This is a genomic window from Rhizobium sp. C1 (assembly GCF_021026335.1).
Taxonomy (GTDB): Bacteria; Pseudomonadota; Alphaproteobacteria; order Rhizobiales; family Rhizobiaceae; genus Ensifer_A.
The window spans coordinates 22,934-40,413 of the sequence record NZ_JAJNCY010000007.1 but is presented as its reverse complement, the minus strand read 5'-3'; the positions used below and the strand labels follow the sequence as shown (position 1 = coordinate 40,413).

Sequence of the window (17,480 nt, the reverse complement as noted above, 5' to 3'; positions counted from 1 at the left end):
CTCTCCCCGATGGGGAGAGGGGGGCTCCGAGCGTGCCGCACCCCTCTTCTCCCCATCGGGGAGAAGGTGCCGGCAGGCGGATGAGGGGGCTTCCCAAAACCTACAAACACAGGAGGAAACACCCAAATGAGCACAGGCTTTTTCGGCGATATTTCGAAGATCAAATATGAAGGTCCGGACAGCACCAATCCGCTGGCCTTCCGTCACTACAACCCGGACGACATCGTCATGGGCAAGCGGATGGAAGACCATCTGCGCTTTGCGGTGGCCTATTGGCACACCTTTGCCTGGGAGGGCGGCGACCCCTTCGGCGGGCGCACCTTCGACCGTCCGTGGTTCGACGGCGCGATGGACAAGGCCAAGCTGAAGGCGGACGTGGCGTTTGAATTCTTCCAGCTGCTGGGCGTGCCGTTCTACTGCTTCCACGATGCCGACGTGCGTCCGGAAGGCAAGAACTTCGCGGAGAACACCAAGAACCTCAACGAGATCGTCGATTATTTCGCCGAAAAGCAGGCCGCGACCGGCGTCAAGCTGCTCTGGGGCACGGCGAATCTCTTCTCCAACCGCCGCTTCATGTCGGGCGCCTCGACCAATCCGGATCCGGATGTGTTTGCCTATTCGGCCGCGACCATCAAGACCTGCATGGACGCCACGATGAAGCTTGGCGGTGAGAACTATGTTCTTTGGGGGGGGCGCGAGGGCTATGAAACGCTGCTCAACACTGATCTCAAGCGCGAGCTCGACCAGATGGCGCGCATGCTGCACATGGTCGTCGAGTACAAGCACAAGATCGGCTTCAAGGGCACGATCCTGGTCGAGCCGAAGCCGCAGGAACCGTCGAAGCACCAGTACGACTACGACGTCGCGACCGTCTACGGCTTCCTCAAGACCTATGGTCTGGAAAACGAAGTGAAGCTCAATATCGAGCAGGGCCATGCGATCCTCGCCGGCCACAGCTTCGAGCACGAGCTGGCGCTGGCCAATGCGCTCGGCGTCTTCGGCTCCATCGACATGAACCGCAATGACTACCAGTCCGGCTGGGACACCGACCAGTTCCCCAACAACGTTCCGGAAATGGCGCTGGCCTATTACCACGTTCTGGCCGGCGGCGGCTTCAAGACGGGCGGCACCAATTTCGACGCCAAGCTGCGCCGCCAGTCGCTCGACCCTGAAGACCTGCTGATCGGCCATATCGGCGGCATGGATTGCTGCGCCCGCGGCCTGAAGGCTGCGGCGAAGATGATCGAGGACAAGGCTCTCTCCGGCCCGCTCGCCGCCCGCTACGCCGGCTGGGACAAGCCGGAAAACAAGGCGATGCTCTCGGGCGGAAGCCTGGACTCGATCGCCGAACGGGTTCTCGCTCAGGACATCAATCCGCAGCCGAAGTCGGGCAAGCAGGAACTGCTGGAAAATATCGTCAATCGGTATGTTTGAGGTTGATTGCGGCGGGGCGTCATGCGCCCTGCCGTTTTGCCTCGGCGGAGTGGAACCCCTCATCTGCCTGCCGGCATCTTCTCCCCAAGGGGAGAAGAGGGCTGGGCGCGGCCTCGCCGTTCCTCCTCTCCCCTGGGGGAGAGGGTGGCCGAGCGTTAGCGGAGGCCGGGTGAGGGGGCTTCTTGCTCTGCGGCTTACCGCATCCCCTTCGGCGGCCCCACGGAATTCCGCACCACCAGATCCGGCATCAGCAGGATTTCGCCTTCCGGTGCCTCGCCATCGCCGAGAAGGTCCAGCAGCAGGGCCATGGCGCGTTTGCCGATGGCGGTGCGGGGTTGGCGGATGGTGGTGAGCGGCGGCGACATGAAGCCGGAGAGCGGCACGTCGTCGAAACCGGTGACGGAGAAGTCGCGCGGGATGTTGTAGCCGCGCGCCGTCAGGCCCAGCATGACGCCGATCGCGGTCTGGTCGTTGACGCACATGAAGGCGGTGGGCAGGCGGTCCTGCATGAAGAGTTCTTCAAGCGCCAGACGCCCGCTTTCGATCGTGCCGTCGCCATCGACGACGATGCGGTTTTCGGGCCGCATGTTGGCGGCGTCCATGCCTTCCTCGAAGCCCTGCCGGCGGTGGCTATAGGCGAGGCGCGTGCGGCTGTCGCCGATGAAGGCGATCTTGCGGTGGCCCTCGGCAAGCAGAAGATCGATGAGCTTGCGGGCGCCCGCGACATCGTCGACGCCGACATAAGGCAGGCCGCCATTGTAGATAGGCTCGAAGACGCCGACGGTTGCGGGCAGGCGGGCCGTCATCGTCTGATGGCCGAAAGGCAGGATGCCGGTGAAGAGGATCAGGCCGGCAGCCTGGTTGGAATTGAGGAATTTCAGATATTCGAGGCCGCGCTGGGCGTCGTTCTGCGTATGGCCGATCAGGATGCCGTAGCCATGGGCGCGGGCTTCGTTCTCCAGCCCGACCAGGATGTTGGAAAAGTTGGGGTCGCCGATATCGGGCGCGACGACGAGGATCATATTCGACCGGCCAAGGCGCAGGCTGCGGGCCATGGCATTCGTCGTGTAGCCGGTGATGGCGATCGCCTGATGCACCTTCAGGCGTGTCGAATTGGCCACCTTCTCCGGCGTGTGGATGGCGCGCGAGACCGTGGCAATGGATACCTCGGCTATGCGGGCGACATCTTCAATGGTTGCGGGCGTGGAATTCGACACGGAAAAACCTTGGGTCTCATGCTCGCCGGGACACTACACGGAGTTTCCCCCAGGTCAAATCGACACGGTCAGAAATCGGTGAGTTGTGCTCAATGTAAACCTTTACATCAGTAATGTAAAGGTTTACATCATGGATCAATGAGGCGCTTTCGGGAGAAGGGTGCCCGGGAGGACGATCATGGAGACGAGCGCTGAAGTTAAGCGCACGCCTGTGCTTGCGGCGCGGCGGATCAGCAAATCCTTCAATGGCGTGCAGGTGCTATTCAGCGTCAATTTCGACCTGCTGCCCGGCGAAATCCATGCGCTGGTCGGCGAGAACGGTGCGGGCAAATCCACGTTCGTGAAGATCATGTCCGGTTTCGAGCAGCCGAGCTCTGGCGAGATCCTGCTCGACGGCAAGCCGGTGCGGCTCCCGGCCAATGGCCAGGCCGAACATCTCGGCATCGTCATCATCCACCAGGAATTCAACCTCGCCGAACATTTGACCGTGACCGAGAGCCTGTTTCTCGGCCGCGAGATCACCCGCTTTGGCGTGCTCGACCGCAAGCGCATGCGGGCGGAGACGCGCCGGGCGCTCGATCTCCTGGGCTCGCGGATCGACGAGAATGCGATGATCAGTTCGCTCCCCGTCGCCGACCGGCAGATGGTCGAGATTGCCAAGGCGATCAGCAAGGATGCGCGCGTCATCTTCATGGACGAGCCGACGGCGGTTCTGTCGAAGGAGGAAAGCGGCGTGCTGTTCGAGCAGGTGCGCAAGCTGCGCGATCAGGGCACGAGCTTCGTCTTCGTCTCGCACAAGCTGGACGAGGTGCTGGAACTGACGGACCGGGTCACGGTTCTGCGCGACGGTCAATGGGTGAAGACCGCCCCGACCTCGATGCTGGATGGCGAGTCCATTGCGCAGCTGATGGTGGGGCGCGAGCTGTCGAGCCTTTACCCGGCCAAGCGCGAGCCGGATGTGGACGAGGAAATCGTGCTCTCCGCGCGGGGGATCACCACCGGCTTCGTGCGCGATGCCAGCTTCGATGTACGCAAGGGTGAGGTCATTGGCTTTTCGGGGTTGATCGGTTCGGGGCGCACCGAATTGATGGAGGCGGTTGCTGGCTTGCGGCCGCGCCATTCGGGCGAGGTGACGATCAAGGGCATCAATATGTCGTCCGGCGATGCGCATGCCGCGAACCGGGCGGGGCTCGCCTACATGACGAAGGATCGCAAGTCGAAGGGCCTGCTGCTTGGCTCGCGCATGGCGGTGAACCTGACGCTGCAATCGCTCGATCAGCATGGCAAGTTTGGTTATCTGAGCCCCAAGAGCGAGGCGAATGCGCTGGCGCGGGCCATGCGCCGCTTCGATATCCGCGTGCGCGACGGGCGCGTCGTGGCGGGGCGTATGTCGGGCGGCAACCAGCAGAAGCTGATGCTCGCCAAGGTCATGGAGACCGAGCCGGAAATCATCATCATCGACGAGCCGACACGCGGCATCGATGTCGGCACCAAGCAGCAGATTTATCATTTCATCTCGGCGCTCGCGCGGGCCGGCAAGTCTATCGTCGTCGTCTCCTCGGAACTGCAGGAGGTGATCGGGCTCTGCACCCGCGTCGTCGTGATGCGCGAGGGCCGCATCGTCGGCTGGCTCGAGGGCGACGAAATCAACGAACAGGAAATCATGCGCTATTCGGCCGGGCTGAAGAAGGTGGCCGGGTAGCAACATTGCCGGGGTGGGAAGCCCTCATCCGGCCCTTTGGGCCACCTTCTCCCCAAGGGGAGAAGGGGAGAAGCCGCAGCCTCGCCGTTCCTCCTCTCCCCTCGGGGAGAGGGTCGCCGAGCGAAGCGGAGGCGGGGTGAGGGGTCGGCACCGGAAGAAGCAGAGATTAAGGCCTCAAAGGGCCTTGGGACTGAGTGGAGGATGTCTTGGACATGAGTGTGGACGGTGAGGGACAGGCAGCGGAAAAGCCGAGGTCGCTCCTGAAGGAGATCGATCTGCGCGCCGTCGCGCCCTTCGTGGCGCTGGCGCTGCTTCTGGTGCTTGGTGCGCTGACCAATCCGAATTTCATCGGAATCGACAATCTGGCGAATGTCGCGACCCGCAGCGCCTTCGTGGCGATCATCGCGGTGGGCGCGACCTTCGTCATTTCCTCGGGCGATCTCGATCTGTCGGTCGGCTCGATGCTGGCCTTTGTCGCGAGCCTGATGATCCTGTTCATGAATTCCGGCGCGATTGCCGATCCGCATCTGATGTTGGCGGCTGCCGTTGTCTTCGCCGTCTTCGCAGGCGCTGCCTGCGGGCTGCTTAACGGGCTGGTCACGACGGTGGGGCGGATCGAGCCCTTCATTGCGACGCTCGGCACGATGGGCATCTATCGCGGCCTGACGACCTGGCTGTCGCAGGGCGGGGCGATCACGCTGCGCTCATCGGAGATCCAGAACATCTACCGCCCGGTCTATTTCGGCTCCTTCCTCGGCTTGCCGATCCCGATCGTCTGCATTCTCGTCGTCACGCTCATTGCCGCCTTCGTGCTCTATCGCACGCGCTATGGCCGGCATGTCGTGGCCGTGGGGTCCAATCGCGATGTGGCGCGCTATTCGGGCATTGCGGTTGACCGTGTCCGCACCATCGCCTTCATCATTCAGGGCCTTTGCGTGGCAATTGCCGTCCTTCTCTACGTGCCGCGTCTCGGCTCGACCTCGGCGACGACGGGCATTCTATGGGAGCTGCAGGCGATCACGGCCGTCGTCGTTGGCGGCACTGCCCTTAAAGGTGGGGCAGGGCGTGTCTGGGGCACGATCTGCGGGGCCTTCATCCTCGAACTGGTGGGCAACATCATGCTGCTCTCCAATTTCATCAGCGAATATCTGATCGGCACCATACAGGGCTCGATCATCATCATTGCGATGCTCGTCCAGCGCTCGCTGACGCGCAAATCGTGAAGCACGGGTCCGGATATCAGGGGCGTCCGGACCTTGGGAGGAAAGACCCCTTCGACAGGGAGTGAGACATGTTGAAGAAAATGATCGGCACGGCGTTTCTTGCCGTTGCCATGGCGAGTGCCGCTTACGCAGCGGACGTCAAGAAGACGATCGGCGTTTCCATCCCGGCCGCCGACCACGGCTGGACGGCGGGCGTCGTCTATCATGCCGAGCGCGTGGCGAAGATGGTGGAAAAGGAATATCCGGGCGCCAAGGTCATCGTGAAGACCTCGCCGGATGCCGCAAGCCAGGCGAATGCGATCCAGGATCTCGCGGTGCAGGGGCTCGATGCGCTCGTCATCCTGCCGACCGATCCGGATCCGCTGGTCAACGCCATCAAGCAGGTGAAGGACAAGGGCACGTTCGTCTCGATCGTCGACCGCGCGCCGAGCGTGAACGACGGCACCGTGCGTGACCTCTATGTCGCCGGCAACAACCCGGCGCTGGGCGAAGTCGCCGGCGAATACATCAAGAAGAACACGCCGGATGCGGAAGTTGTGGTCATTCGCGGCCTGCCGATCCCGATCGACCAGCAGCGCCAGGACGGGTTCGACAAGGGCATTGCCGGCTCCAAGGTCAAGGTTCTCGACCGCCAGTTCGGCAACTGGAGCCGCGACGACGCCTTCAAGGTGATGCAGGACTTCCTGACCAAGTACAAGAAGATCGACGTCGTGTGGTGCCAGGATGACGACATGACCGTCGGCGTGCTGCAGGCCATCGAACAGGCCAAGCGCACCGACATCAAATATGTCATCGGCGGCGCCGGCTCCAAGGACATGATCAAGAAGGTCATGGACGGCGACAAGATGATCCCGGTCGACGTGCTCTATCCGCCGGCGATGGTCGGCACGGCGTTGCAGCTGACGGCTGCCGCACTTTACAGCCAGGTTCCGGTCAAGGGCACCTATACGCTGGATGCGACGCTCGTCACCAAGGAGAATGCCAAGAATTTCTACTTCCCGGATTCTCCTTACTAAGGACTTGCCTTCTTGAGGCCGGGGTTCATCCCTTGAATATGACCATCTGCCCGGTTCTGCCGGGCAGACTTTTTTCAACAGGCGCATCGCGGCAGGGCAGTTGAAATCTGCCGCGATCTGCTTACTGTAACGTTACAGTTCCTGTCGGGAGGACATGATGAAGACGATTAAGGGGCCGGGGCTTTTCCTGGCGCAGTTTGCTGGCGATGCAGCGCCGTTCAATTCCTGGAAATCCATCACCAAATGGGCCGCCGATTGCGGCTACAAGGGCGTGCAGGTTCCGACCTGGGACGGCCGTCTGTTCGATCTCGAAAAGGCCGCGAGTTCCAGGACCTATTGCGACGAGATCGTTGGTGTTGCGAAGGAGAACGGCGTCGTCATCACCGAGCTTTCCACCCATCTCCAGGGTCAGCTTGTCGCCACGCATCCGGCCTATGACGAGGCCTTTGATGGCTTTGCCGCCGACAAGGTGAAGCGCAATCCCAAGGCCCGGCAGGCATGGGCGGTCGATCAGGTGAAGAAGGCGCTGACGGCGTCGAAAAACCTTGGGCTGACCGAAATGGCGTCCTTCTCCGGTGCGCTGTGCTGGCCCTATGTCTATCCGTGGCCGCAGCGTCCGGCGGGTCTGGCGGAAACCGCCTTTGACGAACTGGCGCGCCGCTGGCTGCCTATCCTCGACTATGCTGCGGAATGCGGCGTCGATGTCTGCTATGAGATCCATCCGGGCGAAGACCTCCATGATGGCGTCACATTCGAGATGTTCCTTGAGCGCGTGAAGAACCACACGCGTGCCAACATGCTCTACGACCCCTCGCATTATGTCCTGCAATGCCTGGACTATATCGACCACATCGACATCTATCACGAGCGGATCAAGATGTTCCACGTCAAGGATGCCGAGTTCAACCCGACCGGGCGGCAGGGCGTCTATGGCGGCTATCAGTCCTGGGTCAACCGGGCCGGGCGTTTCCGCTCGCCGGGCGACGGGCAGGTGGATTTCGGTGCGATCTTCTCCAAGCTGACGGCTTACGACTTCTCGGGCTGGGCTGTCGTCGAGTGGGAATGCTGCCTGAAGCATCCGGAAGACGGCGCGCGTGAGGGTGCCGAATTCGTCAAGAACCACATCATCCGCGTCACCGAAAAGGCCTTTGACGATTTCGCCGGCGGCGGAACCGACGAGGCAGCCAACCGGCGCATGCTCGGCATCGCGTAATCAAGACACGAGGAGAGAAACATGGCCATCGAAGGCACAACGGAAACCCGTGCGCCGCGCATCCGGCTCGGCATGGTGGGCGGCGGCTCGGGCGCGTTCATCGGCGCGGTGCATCGCATCGCGGTGCGCATCGACGATCATTACGATCTGGTGGCGGGGGCTTTGTCCTCGACGCCGGAAAAGTCGCGCCAGTCGGGCGCGGAACTGGGGCTCAACCCGTCCCGCGTCTATGACGACTTCAAGTCCATGGCGATCCGCGAGGCGCGGCTGAAGGACGGGATCGAGGCGGTCGCCATCGTCACGCCCAACCACATGCATTATCCGGCAGCAATCGAGTTCCTGAAGCGCGGCATCCATGTCATCTGCGACAAGCCGCTGACCTCGAACCTTGCCGACGCCAAGAAGCTCGTGAAAGCGGCAGAGAGTTCCGATGCGCTCTTCATTCTGACGCATAACTATTCGGGCTATCCGATGGTGCGCCAGGCACGCGAAATGGTGGCCCGCGGTGATCTCGGCGAGATCCGTCTCGTGCAGATGGAATATCCGCAGGACTGGCTGGCCGAACCCGTCGAAAGGTCGGGGAGCAAGCAGGCCGAATGGCGCACCGATCCGGCGCGCTCCGGCGTCGGCGGCTCGACGGGCGACATCGGCACGCATGCCTATCAGCTCGGCTGCTTCATCTCCGGTCTCGAACTCGATGAACTGGCGGCGGACGTGCACACCTTCGTTCCCGGCCGTCAGCTCGATGACAACGCCCACGTCATGCTCCGCTTCAAGGGCGGCGCGAAGGGCATGCTCTGGTGCAGCCAGGTCGCCTCGGGCAACGAGAATGCGCTGAAGGTCCGGGTCTACGGCACGAAGGGCGGGCTCGAATGGGAACAGGAGAACCCGAACTATCTCTGGTACACGCCGCTGGGCGAACCGAAGCGGCTGCTGACGCGCGGTGGGGCTGGCGCGATGGATGTCGCGGCGCGCGTGTCGCGTACGCCGGGCGGTCATCCGGAAGGCTATCTTGAAGGCTTCGCGACGATCTATTCGGAAGCCGCACGGGCCATTCAGGCCAAGCGCGAGGGCAAGAAGGTCGATCCGGCCGTGCTTTATCCGACCGTTGCAGACGGGTTGAAGGGCGTGACCTTCGTCACCGCCTGCATCAATTCCTCCAAGCGTAACGGGGCCTGGGTCAAGGTCTGACGCAATTCCCCGCCGTTTCATTCGAGGCGGCGGGTTCTCCACCTCAAAGACGAAATTCTGAAAGAGCATTCCCATGGACCCCAAGGCCCTTGCATCCCGTTTCCCCGGCGACTTCGTTTTCGGGGTTGCCACGGCCTCCTATCAGATCGAGGGCGCGACGAAGGAAGACGGGCGCAAGCCCTGCATCTGGGATGCCTTTTCCAATATGCCGGGCCGGGTTTATGAGCGGCACAATGGCGATATCGCCTGCGATCATTATCACCGCTGGGAAGAAGACCTCGACCTCATCAAGGACATGGGCATTTCGGCCTATCGATTCTCGATCGCCTGGCCACGCATCGTGCCGGACGGCACCGGGCCGATCAACGAGAAGGGGCTCGACTTCTACGACAAGCTGGTCGACGGCTTGCAGGCGCGCGGCATCAAGGCCTTTGCGACGCTCTATCACTGGGACCTGCCGCTGGCGCTGATGGGCGATGGCGGCTGGACGGCGCGTTCCACGGCTTACGCCTTCCAGCGCTACACGCAGACAGTCATCCGCCGCCTCGGTGACCGGCTGGATGCTGTGGCGACCTTCAACGAGCCATGGTGCTCGGTGATCCTGTCGCATCTGCTCGGCATTCATGCACCGGGCGAGCGCAACATGCAGGCGACGCTTTATGCGGCGCACTATACCAATCTTGCCCATGGCCTCGGCGTCGAGGCGGTGAGGGCGGAAGCGCCGAAGCTTCCCGTGGGCATCGTCTGCAACGCCATGTCGGTCGTACCGGCGAGCGACAGCGCTGCCGACAAGGCGGCCGCGGCGCGTGCGGACGATTTCCACAACGGTATCTTCTTCGGGCCGATCTTCAAGGGCGAATATCCGGCCGGCGTCGTTGAGGCGCTGGGGCCGCTGATGCCGAAGATCGAAGACGGCGACATGAAGACGATCTCGCAGAAGATCGACTGGTGGGGCCTCAACTATTACACGCCGGCCCGCATCACGGATGCACCGGACGAGCCCTATCCGTCGCATGGGTCGGGCGCATTCGTGAAGCCGAACAAGACGGATATTGGCTGGGAGATCGACAGCTCCGGCTTCATTGGCGTCGTTCGCACGCTCTACAAGACCTATGACCTGCCGGAATTCTACATCACCGAGAATGGCGCCTGCTATAATATGGGCGTGGGCGAGAATGGCGAAGTCGATGACCAGCCGCGGCTTGACTACTATGCCGACCACATCTCCGTTGCCGCTGATATGATCGCGGAAGGTTACCCTTTGCGCGGCTATTTTGCCTGGTCGCTGATGGACAATTTCGAGTGGGCGGAAGGTTACCGGATGCGTTTCGGTCTGGTACATGTCGACTACGAGACGCAGGTAAGGACCATCAAGAAGAGTGGTCATTGGTACAAGGCGCTGGCGAGTGCATTCCCGAAAGGCAATCATGCGCTAACGTAATGGGAAAGCGACGCTTTCGGCAAATTGTCCAGCCTGACGGCCGCGTCGCTACGGACGGCCTATGAAAACTGAAAGGTGTTTAATCGCTCCCTATTATAAACCATTTCTGAATATCCGGCCTGTTACAAAGCGGTTCTGGTCGGAGTTCTGAATGGCGTTATCAGGCGGAAACAAGATCGGGGGAACCAGGCTTCGCGCCCCCTTGATGGTATCGTTGGTTCTTATCGTTTTCGCTGCTATCGTTGCCGGCGGGACCGGTCTTATCCTCACGGCGCTGAGCAACATGGCTTTCCGCGCCGACCTGCTTGATGTCCAGCGCGCCGAACAGACCGCCTCGGGCGCATTGGCCGCGATCGAGCAACAGATGGGCTCGGCGGTCAGCGACTACACGTCCTGGGACGACGCGGCCAAGGCCGTTTATGTCGACCATGACCGCGACTGGATTGAGAAGAATTACGGTATTTTCACCGGGGCCGGCACGCTCTTCGATACCTATTTCCTGCTGACGGCCGATGGTGCCACAACCATGTCCTACAAGGATGGTTCGCCCTTCAGCGTGCGTCTGTCCGACTATTTCGGCCAGTCTTTCGAGGCGCTCGAAGCGTCGCTCAAAAGCGAAATGGGGCAGGGAACCTATCAGAAAACCGGCTTTGTCGAGACTGCAGATGGCCTCGCCGTCGTGGGGATTGCTGCGGTTCGGTCGAGTCAGGGCGGCCTCACTGTTCCCCGGGAATCCGCAGTCTACGCGGTTTTTGCCCGCCACCTCACTGCGCCGGTGATCCGCCAGCTTGCCCGTAATTATGTTATCGACGGTTTGCAGCTTGTTTCGAGCGTACCGCCGGACAAATCTTTCGCTGCTGTGCGCAACAACAAGGGCGACGTGCTCGGCGCTTTCGTCTGGGATTTGCGCGCGCCGGGCACACGCAGCTTCCGCGAGGTGCTTCCTGCGGTCTGCTGGGGCATTGCCGTCATTGGTCTGGTCCTGCTTGCGCTTCTCGTCTTCGGCATTGGCATTGTGCGCGGATTGATGGCGGATGAAAAGGCGGCGCGTACGCTTGCCAAACAGGACCTGCTGTCCGGCCTGTTTAACCGCGCCGGACTTCATGACGCATTAGTCGAAATCGAGGCCGAAGCTGCCGCAAGCGACCAATCGGCGCTGCTGATCTATCTCGATCTCGACCGGTTCAAGGAGGTCAATGATGCTTATGGCCATGCGGTCGGGGATCAGTTGATCAAAGGGGTAACGGCGGGGCTCCGGCATCTCCTGCCGAAAGAGGCTGCATTTGCGCGCATTGGCGGTGACGAATTTGCCATCGCGCTGGTCTGCAAGGACCCGGAGGAGCGCTGCGCGGCGATCGAGCAGGCGATCATCTCGTTCTTTCGTGAGCCGCTGATCATTGCCGGCCGTGTCGCCTCCGTGGGGGCCAGCATGGGAATTGCCGTTTCACCCCGCGGTGTATTGGGGAGTGCCGAGTTGCTGCGTCGCGCGGATATGGCGATGTATCGCGCCAAGGCGACGCGCAGCGGCCGGGCAGTTTTTTACACCGCAGCGATGGATGAGGACCGGCAGGCGCGCATGGAGATGGCCAATGACCTGCGCCATGCGATCGACAATGATGCTCTCAAGGTTCTCTATCAACCGGTTTTCGATGCGCATACGCGTCTTCTGTGCGGTGTCGAGGCCTTGGTACGCTGGAACCGTCCCGGCCACGGCTTGGTGCCGCCCGATATCTTCATTCCGATCGCGGAAGACAACGGGTTGATCGGCCGTCTCGGCGAGTTCGTCATGCGCCAGGCGCTGGAGGATGCGGCCGCGTGGCCGCGCATCAGCGTCGCCATCAATATCTCGCCGCTGCAGCTGCATGACATTTCCTTTGTCAACTCCACCGCGGCACTCATAGAGGCGTGCCGGTTCCCGGCCGAGCGGGTGATCCTCGAGCTGACCGAGGGCTTTTTCATTCGCAACCCCGATCGCGCCAAGCAGTCCATGGCGCAACTGCAGCGAAGGGGATTCCGCATCGCGCTGGACGACTTTGGCTCGGGCTTTTCCAGTGTGGGCTATCTGCGGGAATTCGGCTTCGACCGTCTGAAGATCGACCGCTCACTCATCAGCGAGCTGGGCAAGACCCTGAAGGCCGGGGAATTGCTGAAGGCAACGGTGGCGCTTGCGTCTTCCTTCGACATTCCGGTGACAGCCGAAGGGATAGAGACCGAGGAACAGGCAGAGTATGTTTCGGCCTGCGGCTGCGACGAATTGCAGGGCTTTTTCTTTTCAAAGCCGGTCAGCGCTGCCGAGATTTCCAGTGTGCTTCAAGAAGCAGGCTGGACATTCAGCGCCGCCTAGAGCGTTTCACCATCTGATGGAAACGCTGAAACACTCTATCTCTTTGTTTTCGCGCATTTCCGGACGGAAAACCGCTACGCAATTTTCCTGGAAATGCTTTAGAGAATTTCCGGTGAAAACCGGCTTACGCCTTTCTCCGAACCGCTCGAGGTGTCAGCCGACGCGAACCAGCTTCTGGTTCGCGCGCTCGTCCTGCTGGCGGGTGTCGAACTCGTCGCGCGCCTTCTGTATCAGCGTGTGATTGCTGAAAACCCAGCTGCCAAGCGCCACAATGGGTTCGGCAAAGGATTGGCCAAGGTCGGTCAGTTCATATTCCACGCTGGGCGGTACGGTGGTGAAGACCGTGCGTCGCACGACGCCGTCGCGCTCCAGCGCGCGCAGGGTGAGGGTGAGCATGCGCTGCGAGATGCCGACGACCTCACGCTTCAGTTCGCTGAACCGCTTCGGGCCGCCGCGCAGCATCATGATCACCAGCACACTCCACTTGTCGCCCAGGCGCGCAAGCATCTCGCTCACCGTGGGGCATTTGGACGGATCGTAGCTGTGGCAACCGTCGTTATCGGAATGTGACCTAGTATTCATTTTGTGCCTACTTGAACGTTTTCTCAAGTTACATATGTAGGCGTGGTTACGAATAATAACCACCCTCCAGCCGCTTGCTCTCCTTCAAATGGCGCGAATGGCGGAGAATTGCAACATGAAGGCAACTGTTATGCTGATCGACAAACTGAACTGGCGCTACGCGACGAAGAAGATGGACCCTTCGAAGAAGGTTTCCGAAGACAAGGTTGAACGCATTCTCGAAGCGGCTCGCCTGGCGCCGACCTCCAGCGGCCTGCAGCCCTATGAAATCATCGTCGTGACGAACCCGGAAGTCCGCGCCAAGATCCAGGCGGCTGCCTGGAACCAGGCGCAGGTGACCGAAGGCTCGCACCTCCTGGTCTTCGCAGCCTGGGACAATTACACGCCCGAGCGCATCAACGCGATGTTCGACCTGGTGAACGAAGAGCGCGGCTTTACCAACGAAGGCTGGGAAAACTATCGCCAGATGCTGCTGAACACCTATCCTCCCCGCGATGCTCAGGTGAACTACGAGCATGCCGCCCGCCAGGCCTATATCGGCTTTGGTCTCGCCATCACCGCTGCTGCCTTCGAAGGCGTTGACGCGACCCCGATGGAAGGTTTCGACCCGGCCCAGGTCGATGAAATCCTCGGCCTCAAGGCGCGCGGCCTGCGCTCCGTCACGCTCCTGCCGCTCGGCTATCGCCAGGCTGAGGGTGACTGGCTGGCCAACCTGAAGAAGGTTCGCCGCCCGAAGGACCAGTTCATTTCCAAGGTCGCCTGATTTTACATCCTTGACCCCGGGATGGCCCCGCTCGTGTCGCAAGACACGGGCGGTTTTTTATGATCTCACCCTTGCGGAGCCAGATGCTTTTCGCCGCGCTTCCTCGCCAGTTTCATCTGAAGCTGGCGCTGGCGGAAGCGTTCACGGTCTTCTTCCGTGCGGCTGTCGTGGCAATGCGGGCAGGACACGCCTTCCTCGAAGAGAGGCGAACTCGTATCCTCGGCCTTGAGCGGGAAGCGGCAGGCGCGGCAGAGCTTGTACTCGCCTTCTTCCAGTCCGTGGCCGACGCCGACGCGCTCGTCGAAGACGAAGCAGTCGCCTTCCCAGAGGCTTTCCTCGGCAGGTACATTTTCCAGATATTTCAGGATGCCGCCCTTGAGGTGATAGACCTCGTCGAAGCCGAGCTGCTTCATGAAAGCGGTCGACTTTTCGCAGCGGATGCCGCCGGTGCAATACATGGCGATCTTCGGCTTGTTGTGCAGGCCGGGATTATTGCGCACCCAGTCCGGAAACTCGCGGAAGGTCTTGATGTTCGGATCGATCGCGCCCTTGAAAATGCCGATGGCGGTCTCGTAATCGTTGCGTGTGTCGATGACGATGGTCTCAGGATCGGAGATCAGTGCGTTCCAGTCTTTGGCATCGACATAGGTGCCGACGATCTGGGTGGGGTCGATATCCTCGACGCCCATCGTCACGATTTCCTTCTTCAGCCGCACCTTCATGCGCAGGAAGGGCTTCTTCGACGCGAAGCTCTCCTTGTGTTCCAGATTGCGGAACTCGGGTCGCGACCGGATGAAGGCGAGGATATTGGCGATGCCTTCGGCCGGGCCTGCGATCGTCCCGTTGATCCCCTCGCGGGCAATCAGCAGCGAGCCGCAGATATTGTTCTGGCGGCAGGCCTCCAGCAGCGGCTCCCGGAAGGACTTGTAATCCGGGAAGGCGGCGAAGTGATAAAGGGCGGCAACGGTAAAGGCGCCGTTGGCTTCAGCTGTGTGGTCGATAATGTCGGTCATGGCGCGGAAATACTCCCGTCTGCCGGAAAACTCAATTGTCTCGGATGAGCGGATTGTCGCCACGGGCTGACAATCGTCAAGGCTTGCTCACTTTTTTGCGGCCGCAAGCTGCCAGAGTGCTGCGAAACGCTTCGCCTCGCGTTTCGCCCCTTCGGGATAGAGCCTGCCCGCAACCGCCATGGCATCATGTCGAAGTGCCGCGCGGCGCTCCATGATCAGCTCGGCCAAGCGGTCGCGGTCGGCAATGGCGCCGAAGAGATGCGGCTCGGCATGCAGCAGGATGTTGAGCACTTCCAGATCGTGTTCGTGCCCCAGAATGTCGGTCAGCGTCTTGGCTTCGGCAGCCTCGGCGGCCATGGCGAAGGGCCATGCCTCAGCCAGAAAACCGGCCTGGAAGACGGTGGCCTGCGCGCATTTGCGCAGATCGTGAAAGGCTTCCGGATGGCCGCCATGATGGCAGACTTCCAGCGTGGCGCGCGCCTTTTGGTGGTTTCGGCTGCGGCCTTCCGCCAGCACGACCGGGGCATCTTCGCGATGGCCGAAAGCGGCGCCATCAACATCAGACGCGGCCTTGCGGCAGGCCTCGATGACCGGGTCTGTCAGGCGGGCCAGGGACGGGGCCTCCAGCGCCAGCAGATCGCGCCGTCTCTCGACCGCTTCCTTCAGGGGCTGCGCCATGTCGCCGGCATTGCGCGCCTCCAGATAGGGCCTGAGGCTGTCCGCGCATTCGATCAGTGCCGTTGCGTCGCGTACTTCGCTCAGGCCGCGGGCGGCTTCCGAGAGCGCCCGCCGGATCGGCTTGAAATGCCTGGGATGCGTATGCTCAACGAGGCGGATAAGGGCGCGAACGCGCTTCAGATGCTTGCGCGCCTGATGGACGGCGGTTTCAATGCCGTTGCGCTGTTCGTCAAGCTGCTCGATTGCGGCGTCGAGGTGGTGGCGTGCAAGCTCCGGAACGGAGCGGGAGAGAGGTTTTGCAGGATCAAGCTTCGGCATAGATGTCTGCCGGCAGGCCCGAAAGCGCCAGCGCCTGGTTGGAATAGGCCGGGTTGCCGGTCAGTTCCGGTCCGATCCATTCGGGGATTTCGGGCGTTTCCTTTTCGGATTTCATTTCGACTTCGGCGACGATCAGCCCTTGCAATGCGCCAGCGTAAACGTCGATCTCCCAGACATGTCTGGCGACCTTGACCTTGTAGCGCGTCTTTTCGATGAGATTTCCCAGCTTGAGCTGGAAGAGCGGCAGCGCCTCGTCCACCGGCACGTCGAATTCGAACTCGTCGCGCGTCATGCCATGGCCGCCAGCCTTGATCGTCAGCGTCGCCTTGCGCTTGTCGCGAACCCGAACCCGCATGTTGCGGCCATCCATGGCGAGGATATAGGCCTGCTGAATACGAGACCCACCGTCGGCACCGGATTTCCAGCTGTCGTTGCGAACCAGAAACTTACGCTCGATTTCCTTGGCCATACGATCAGTATCCCTTGCACCTGTCGCGGTCGCCTCCTTTATAGGCTAACGCACTGGTAAAGCTCAAGCCTCCCCCGTTAATATATGCGCAAGACACTATTCCGGTTCCCTCGGACATGTTTTGATGCAGCGCAAAGGGCTCGACAGATGCCCATGCATTCGCTAACTAGATGCGCAACTTCAATCGGTTTAAATGAGGCGATCATCATGTCGGCGAAGACGGAAAAGCTCCTTTCGGTCCTGAAGCTCCAGCCGGTCGTGCCGGTTCTGATCATCGAGGATGTGGCGCATGCCGTGCCTCTGGCGCGCGCGCTCGTCGCCGGCGGCCTGAAGGCGATCGAAATCACCATGCGCACGGCCGCAGCCCTCGACGCCATCAAGGCGGTTGCCAACGAGGTTGAGGGTGCCGTTGCCGGTGCCGGCACGATCCTCAACGCCAGGCATTTCGAGCAGGCGGTTGCTGCCGGTTCGCAGTTCATCGTCAGCCCCGGCTCAACGCGCGGACTTCTCGATGCGGCGCGCGAAAGCGACGTTCCGCTTCTGCCCGGCGCCGTCACGTCCAGCGAGATCATGACGCTGAAGGAAGAGGGCTATGATGTTCTGAAATTCTTCCCCGCCGAACAGGCGGGCGGCGCCAATTACATCAAGTCGCTCGCATCGCCCTTTGCCGGCACGATGTTCTGCCCCACGGGCGGAATTTCGCTGAAGAACGCCAAGGATTATCTCAGCCTGCCGAACATCGTCTGCGTCGGCGGCTCCTGGGTTGCGCCGAAGGAACTGGTCGCTGGCGGCGACTGGGCGGGCATCACCAAGCTCGCTGCGGAAGCCTGCGCTCTGCGCGGCTGATCCTCACCCGAGTTTGAAAAGCCGACTTGC

15 protein-coding genes are annotated in these 17,480 nt (G+C 61.4%); 10 read left to right on the top strand and 5 right to left on the bottom strand.

Annotation, left to right across the window (positions count from 1 at the left end):
- The first annotated feature begins 126 nt into the window (after positions 1–126).
- A complete protein-coding gene (gene xylA, locus LQK83_RS15425; RefSeq protein WP_230838289.1) occupies positions 127–1,434 on the top strand; it encodes a xylose isomerase in 1,308 nt (435 codons plus the stop codon).
- Between the two features lie 194 nt (positions 1,435–1,628).
- On the opposite strand, the gene LQK83_RS15420 is transcribed toward xylA, so the two are convergent.
- Positions 1,629–2,651 carry a LacI family DNA-binding transcriptional regulator gene (locus tag LQK83_RS15420; protein WP_230838288.1) on the bottom strand — a complete coding sequence of 341 codons (1,023 nt, stop codon included), beginning with the start codon at positions 2,649–2,651 and terminating at the stop codon, positions 1,629–1,631.
- A 178-nt stretch (positions 2,652–2,829) separates the two neighbouring features.
- On the opposite strand from LQK83_RS15420, the gene LQK83_RS15415 reads away from it, so the two are divergent.
- The 7 genes from LQK83_RS15415 to LQK83_RS15385 all read left to right on the top strand — a co-directional run bounded on the left by LQK83_RS15415 (position 2,830) and on the right by LQK83_RS15385 (position 12,781).
- Entirely contained in the window at positions 2,830–4,353 is a 1,524-nt protein-coding gene (locus tag LQK83_RS15415) for a sugar ABC transporter ATP-binding protein (RefSeq protein WP_230838287.1), read from the top strand.
- A gap of 212 nt (positions 4,354–4,565) precedes the next feature.
- Positions 4,566–5,576, top strand: coding sequence for an ABC transporter permease (locus LQK83_RS15410; protein ID WP_230838286.1), 1,011 nt, complete (start codon positions 4,566–4,568; stop codon positions 5,574–5,576).
- A 68-nt stretch (positions 5,577–5,644) separates the two neighbouring features.
- Positions 5,645–6,592 carry a substrate-binding domain-containing protein gene (locus LQK83_RS15405; protein ID WP_230838285.1) on the top strand — a complete coding sequence of 316 codons (948 nt, stop codon included), beginning with the start codon at positions 5,645–5,647 and terminating at the stop codon, positions 6,590–6,592.
- A gap of 157 nt (positions 6,593–6,749) precedes the next feature.
- The gene (locus LQK83_RS15400) at positions 6,750–7,805 is read left to right on the top strand and encodes a sugar phosphate isomerase/epimerase family protein (RefSeq protein ID WP_230838448.1); all 1,056 of its coding nucleotides are present in this window, start codon (positions 6,750–6,752) and stop codon (positions 7,803–7,805) included.
- 21 nt (positions 7,806–7,826) lie between these two features.
- Positions 7,827–8,996 (top strand): Gfo/Idh/MocA family protein, encoded by a 1,170-nt coding sequence (locus LQK83_RS15395; protein WP_230838284.1) that lies wholly within the window; start codon positions 7,827–7,829, stop codon positions 8,994–8,996.
- Positions 8,997–9,069: 73 nt separating this feature from the next.
- Positions 9,070–10,437, top strand: a complete 1,368-nt coding sequence (locus LQK83_RS15390; protein ID WP_230838283.1) for a GH1 family beta-glucosidase — start codon at positions 9,070–9,072, stop codon at positions 10,435–10,437.
- A 214-nt stretch (positions 10,438–10,651) separates the two neighbouring features.
- Positions 10,652–12,781, top strand: a complete 2,130-nt coding sequence (locus tag LQK83_RS15385; protein WP_230838282.1) for a bifunctional diguanylate cyclase/phosphodiesterase — start codon at positions 10,652–10,654, stop codon at positions 12,779–12,781.
- A 153-nt stretch (positions 12,782–12,934) separates the two neighbouring features.
- Here the strand turns inward: LQK83_RS15385 and LQK83_RS15380 are convergent, their stop codons facing one another.
- Positions 12,935–13,363 carry a winged helix-turn-helix transcriptional regulator gene (locus LQK83_RS15380; protein ID WP_442966773.1) on the bottom strand — a complete coding sequence of 143 codons (429 nt, stop codon included), beginning with the start codon at positions 13,361–13,363 and terminating at the stop codon, positions 12,935–12,937.
- A gap of 130 nt (positions 13,364–13,493) precedes the next feature.
- Here LQK83_RS15380 and LQK83_RS15375 point away from each other — a divergent pair, with 130 nt between their 5' ends.
- On the top strand, positions 13,494–14,126 hold the full coding sequence (locus tag LQK83_RS15375) for an NAD(P)H-dependent oxidoreductase (RefSeq protein WP_230838446.1): 633 nt from the start codon (positions 13,494–13,496) through the stop codon (positions 14,124–14,126).
- Positions 14,127–14,191: 65 nt separating this feature from the next.
- Here LQK83_RS15375 and trhO read toward each other — a convergent pair whose 3' ends face one another.
- The 3 genes from trhO to LQK83_RS15360 form a co-directional block, all read right to left on the bottom strand.
- Positions 14,192–15,139, bottom strand: a complete 948-nt coding sequence (gene trhO / locus LQK83_RS15370; RefSeq protein WP_230838281.1) for an oxygen-dependent tRNA uridine(34) hydroxylase TrhO — start codon at positions 15,137–15,139, stop codon at positions 14,192–14,194.
- Between the two features lie 87 nt (positions 15,140–15,226).
- Positions 15,227–16,135, bottom strand: a complete 909-nt coding sequence (locus LQK83_RS15365) for a CHAD domain-containing protein (RefSeq protein WP_230838280.1) — start codon at positions 16,133–16,135, stop codon at positions 15,227–15,229.
- A complete protein-coding gene (locus LQK83_RS15360) occupies positions 16,122–16,604 on the bottom strand; it encodes a CYTH domain-containing protein (protein ID WP_230838279.1) in 483 nt (160 codons plus the stop codon). Before LQK83_RS15360 ends, LQK83_RS15365 begins: the two co-directional genes overlap by 14 nt.
- A gap of 207 nt (positions 16,605–16,811) precedes the next feature.
- On the opposite strand from LQK83_RS15360, the gene LQK83_RS15355 reads away from it, so the two are divergent.
- Positions 16,812–17,450: a 2-dehydro-3-deoxy-phosphogluconate aldolase gene (locus LQK83_RS15355; protein ID WP_230838278.1), complete on the top strand. Its 639-nt coding sequence runs from the start codon at positions 16,812–16,814 to the stop codon at positions 17,448–17,450.
- The last annotated feature ends 30 nt before the right edge of the window (positions 17,451–17,480 follow it).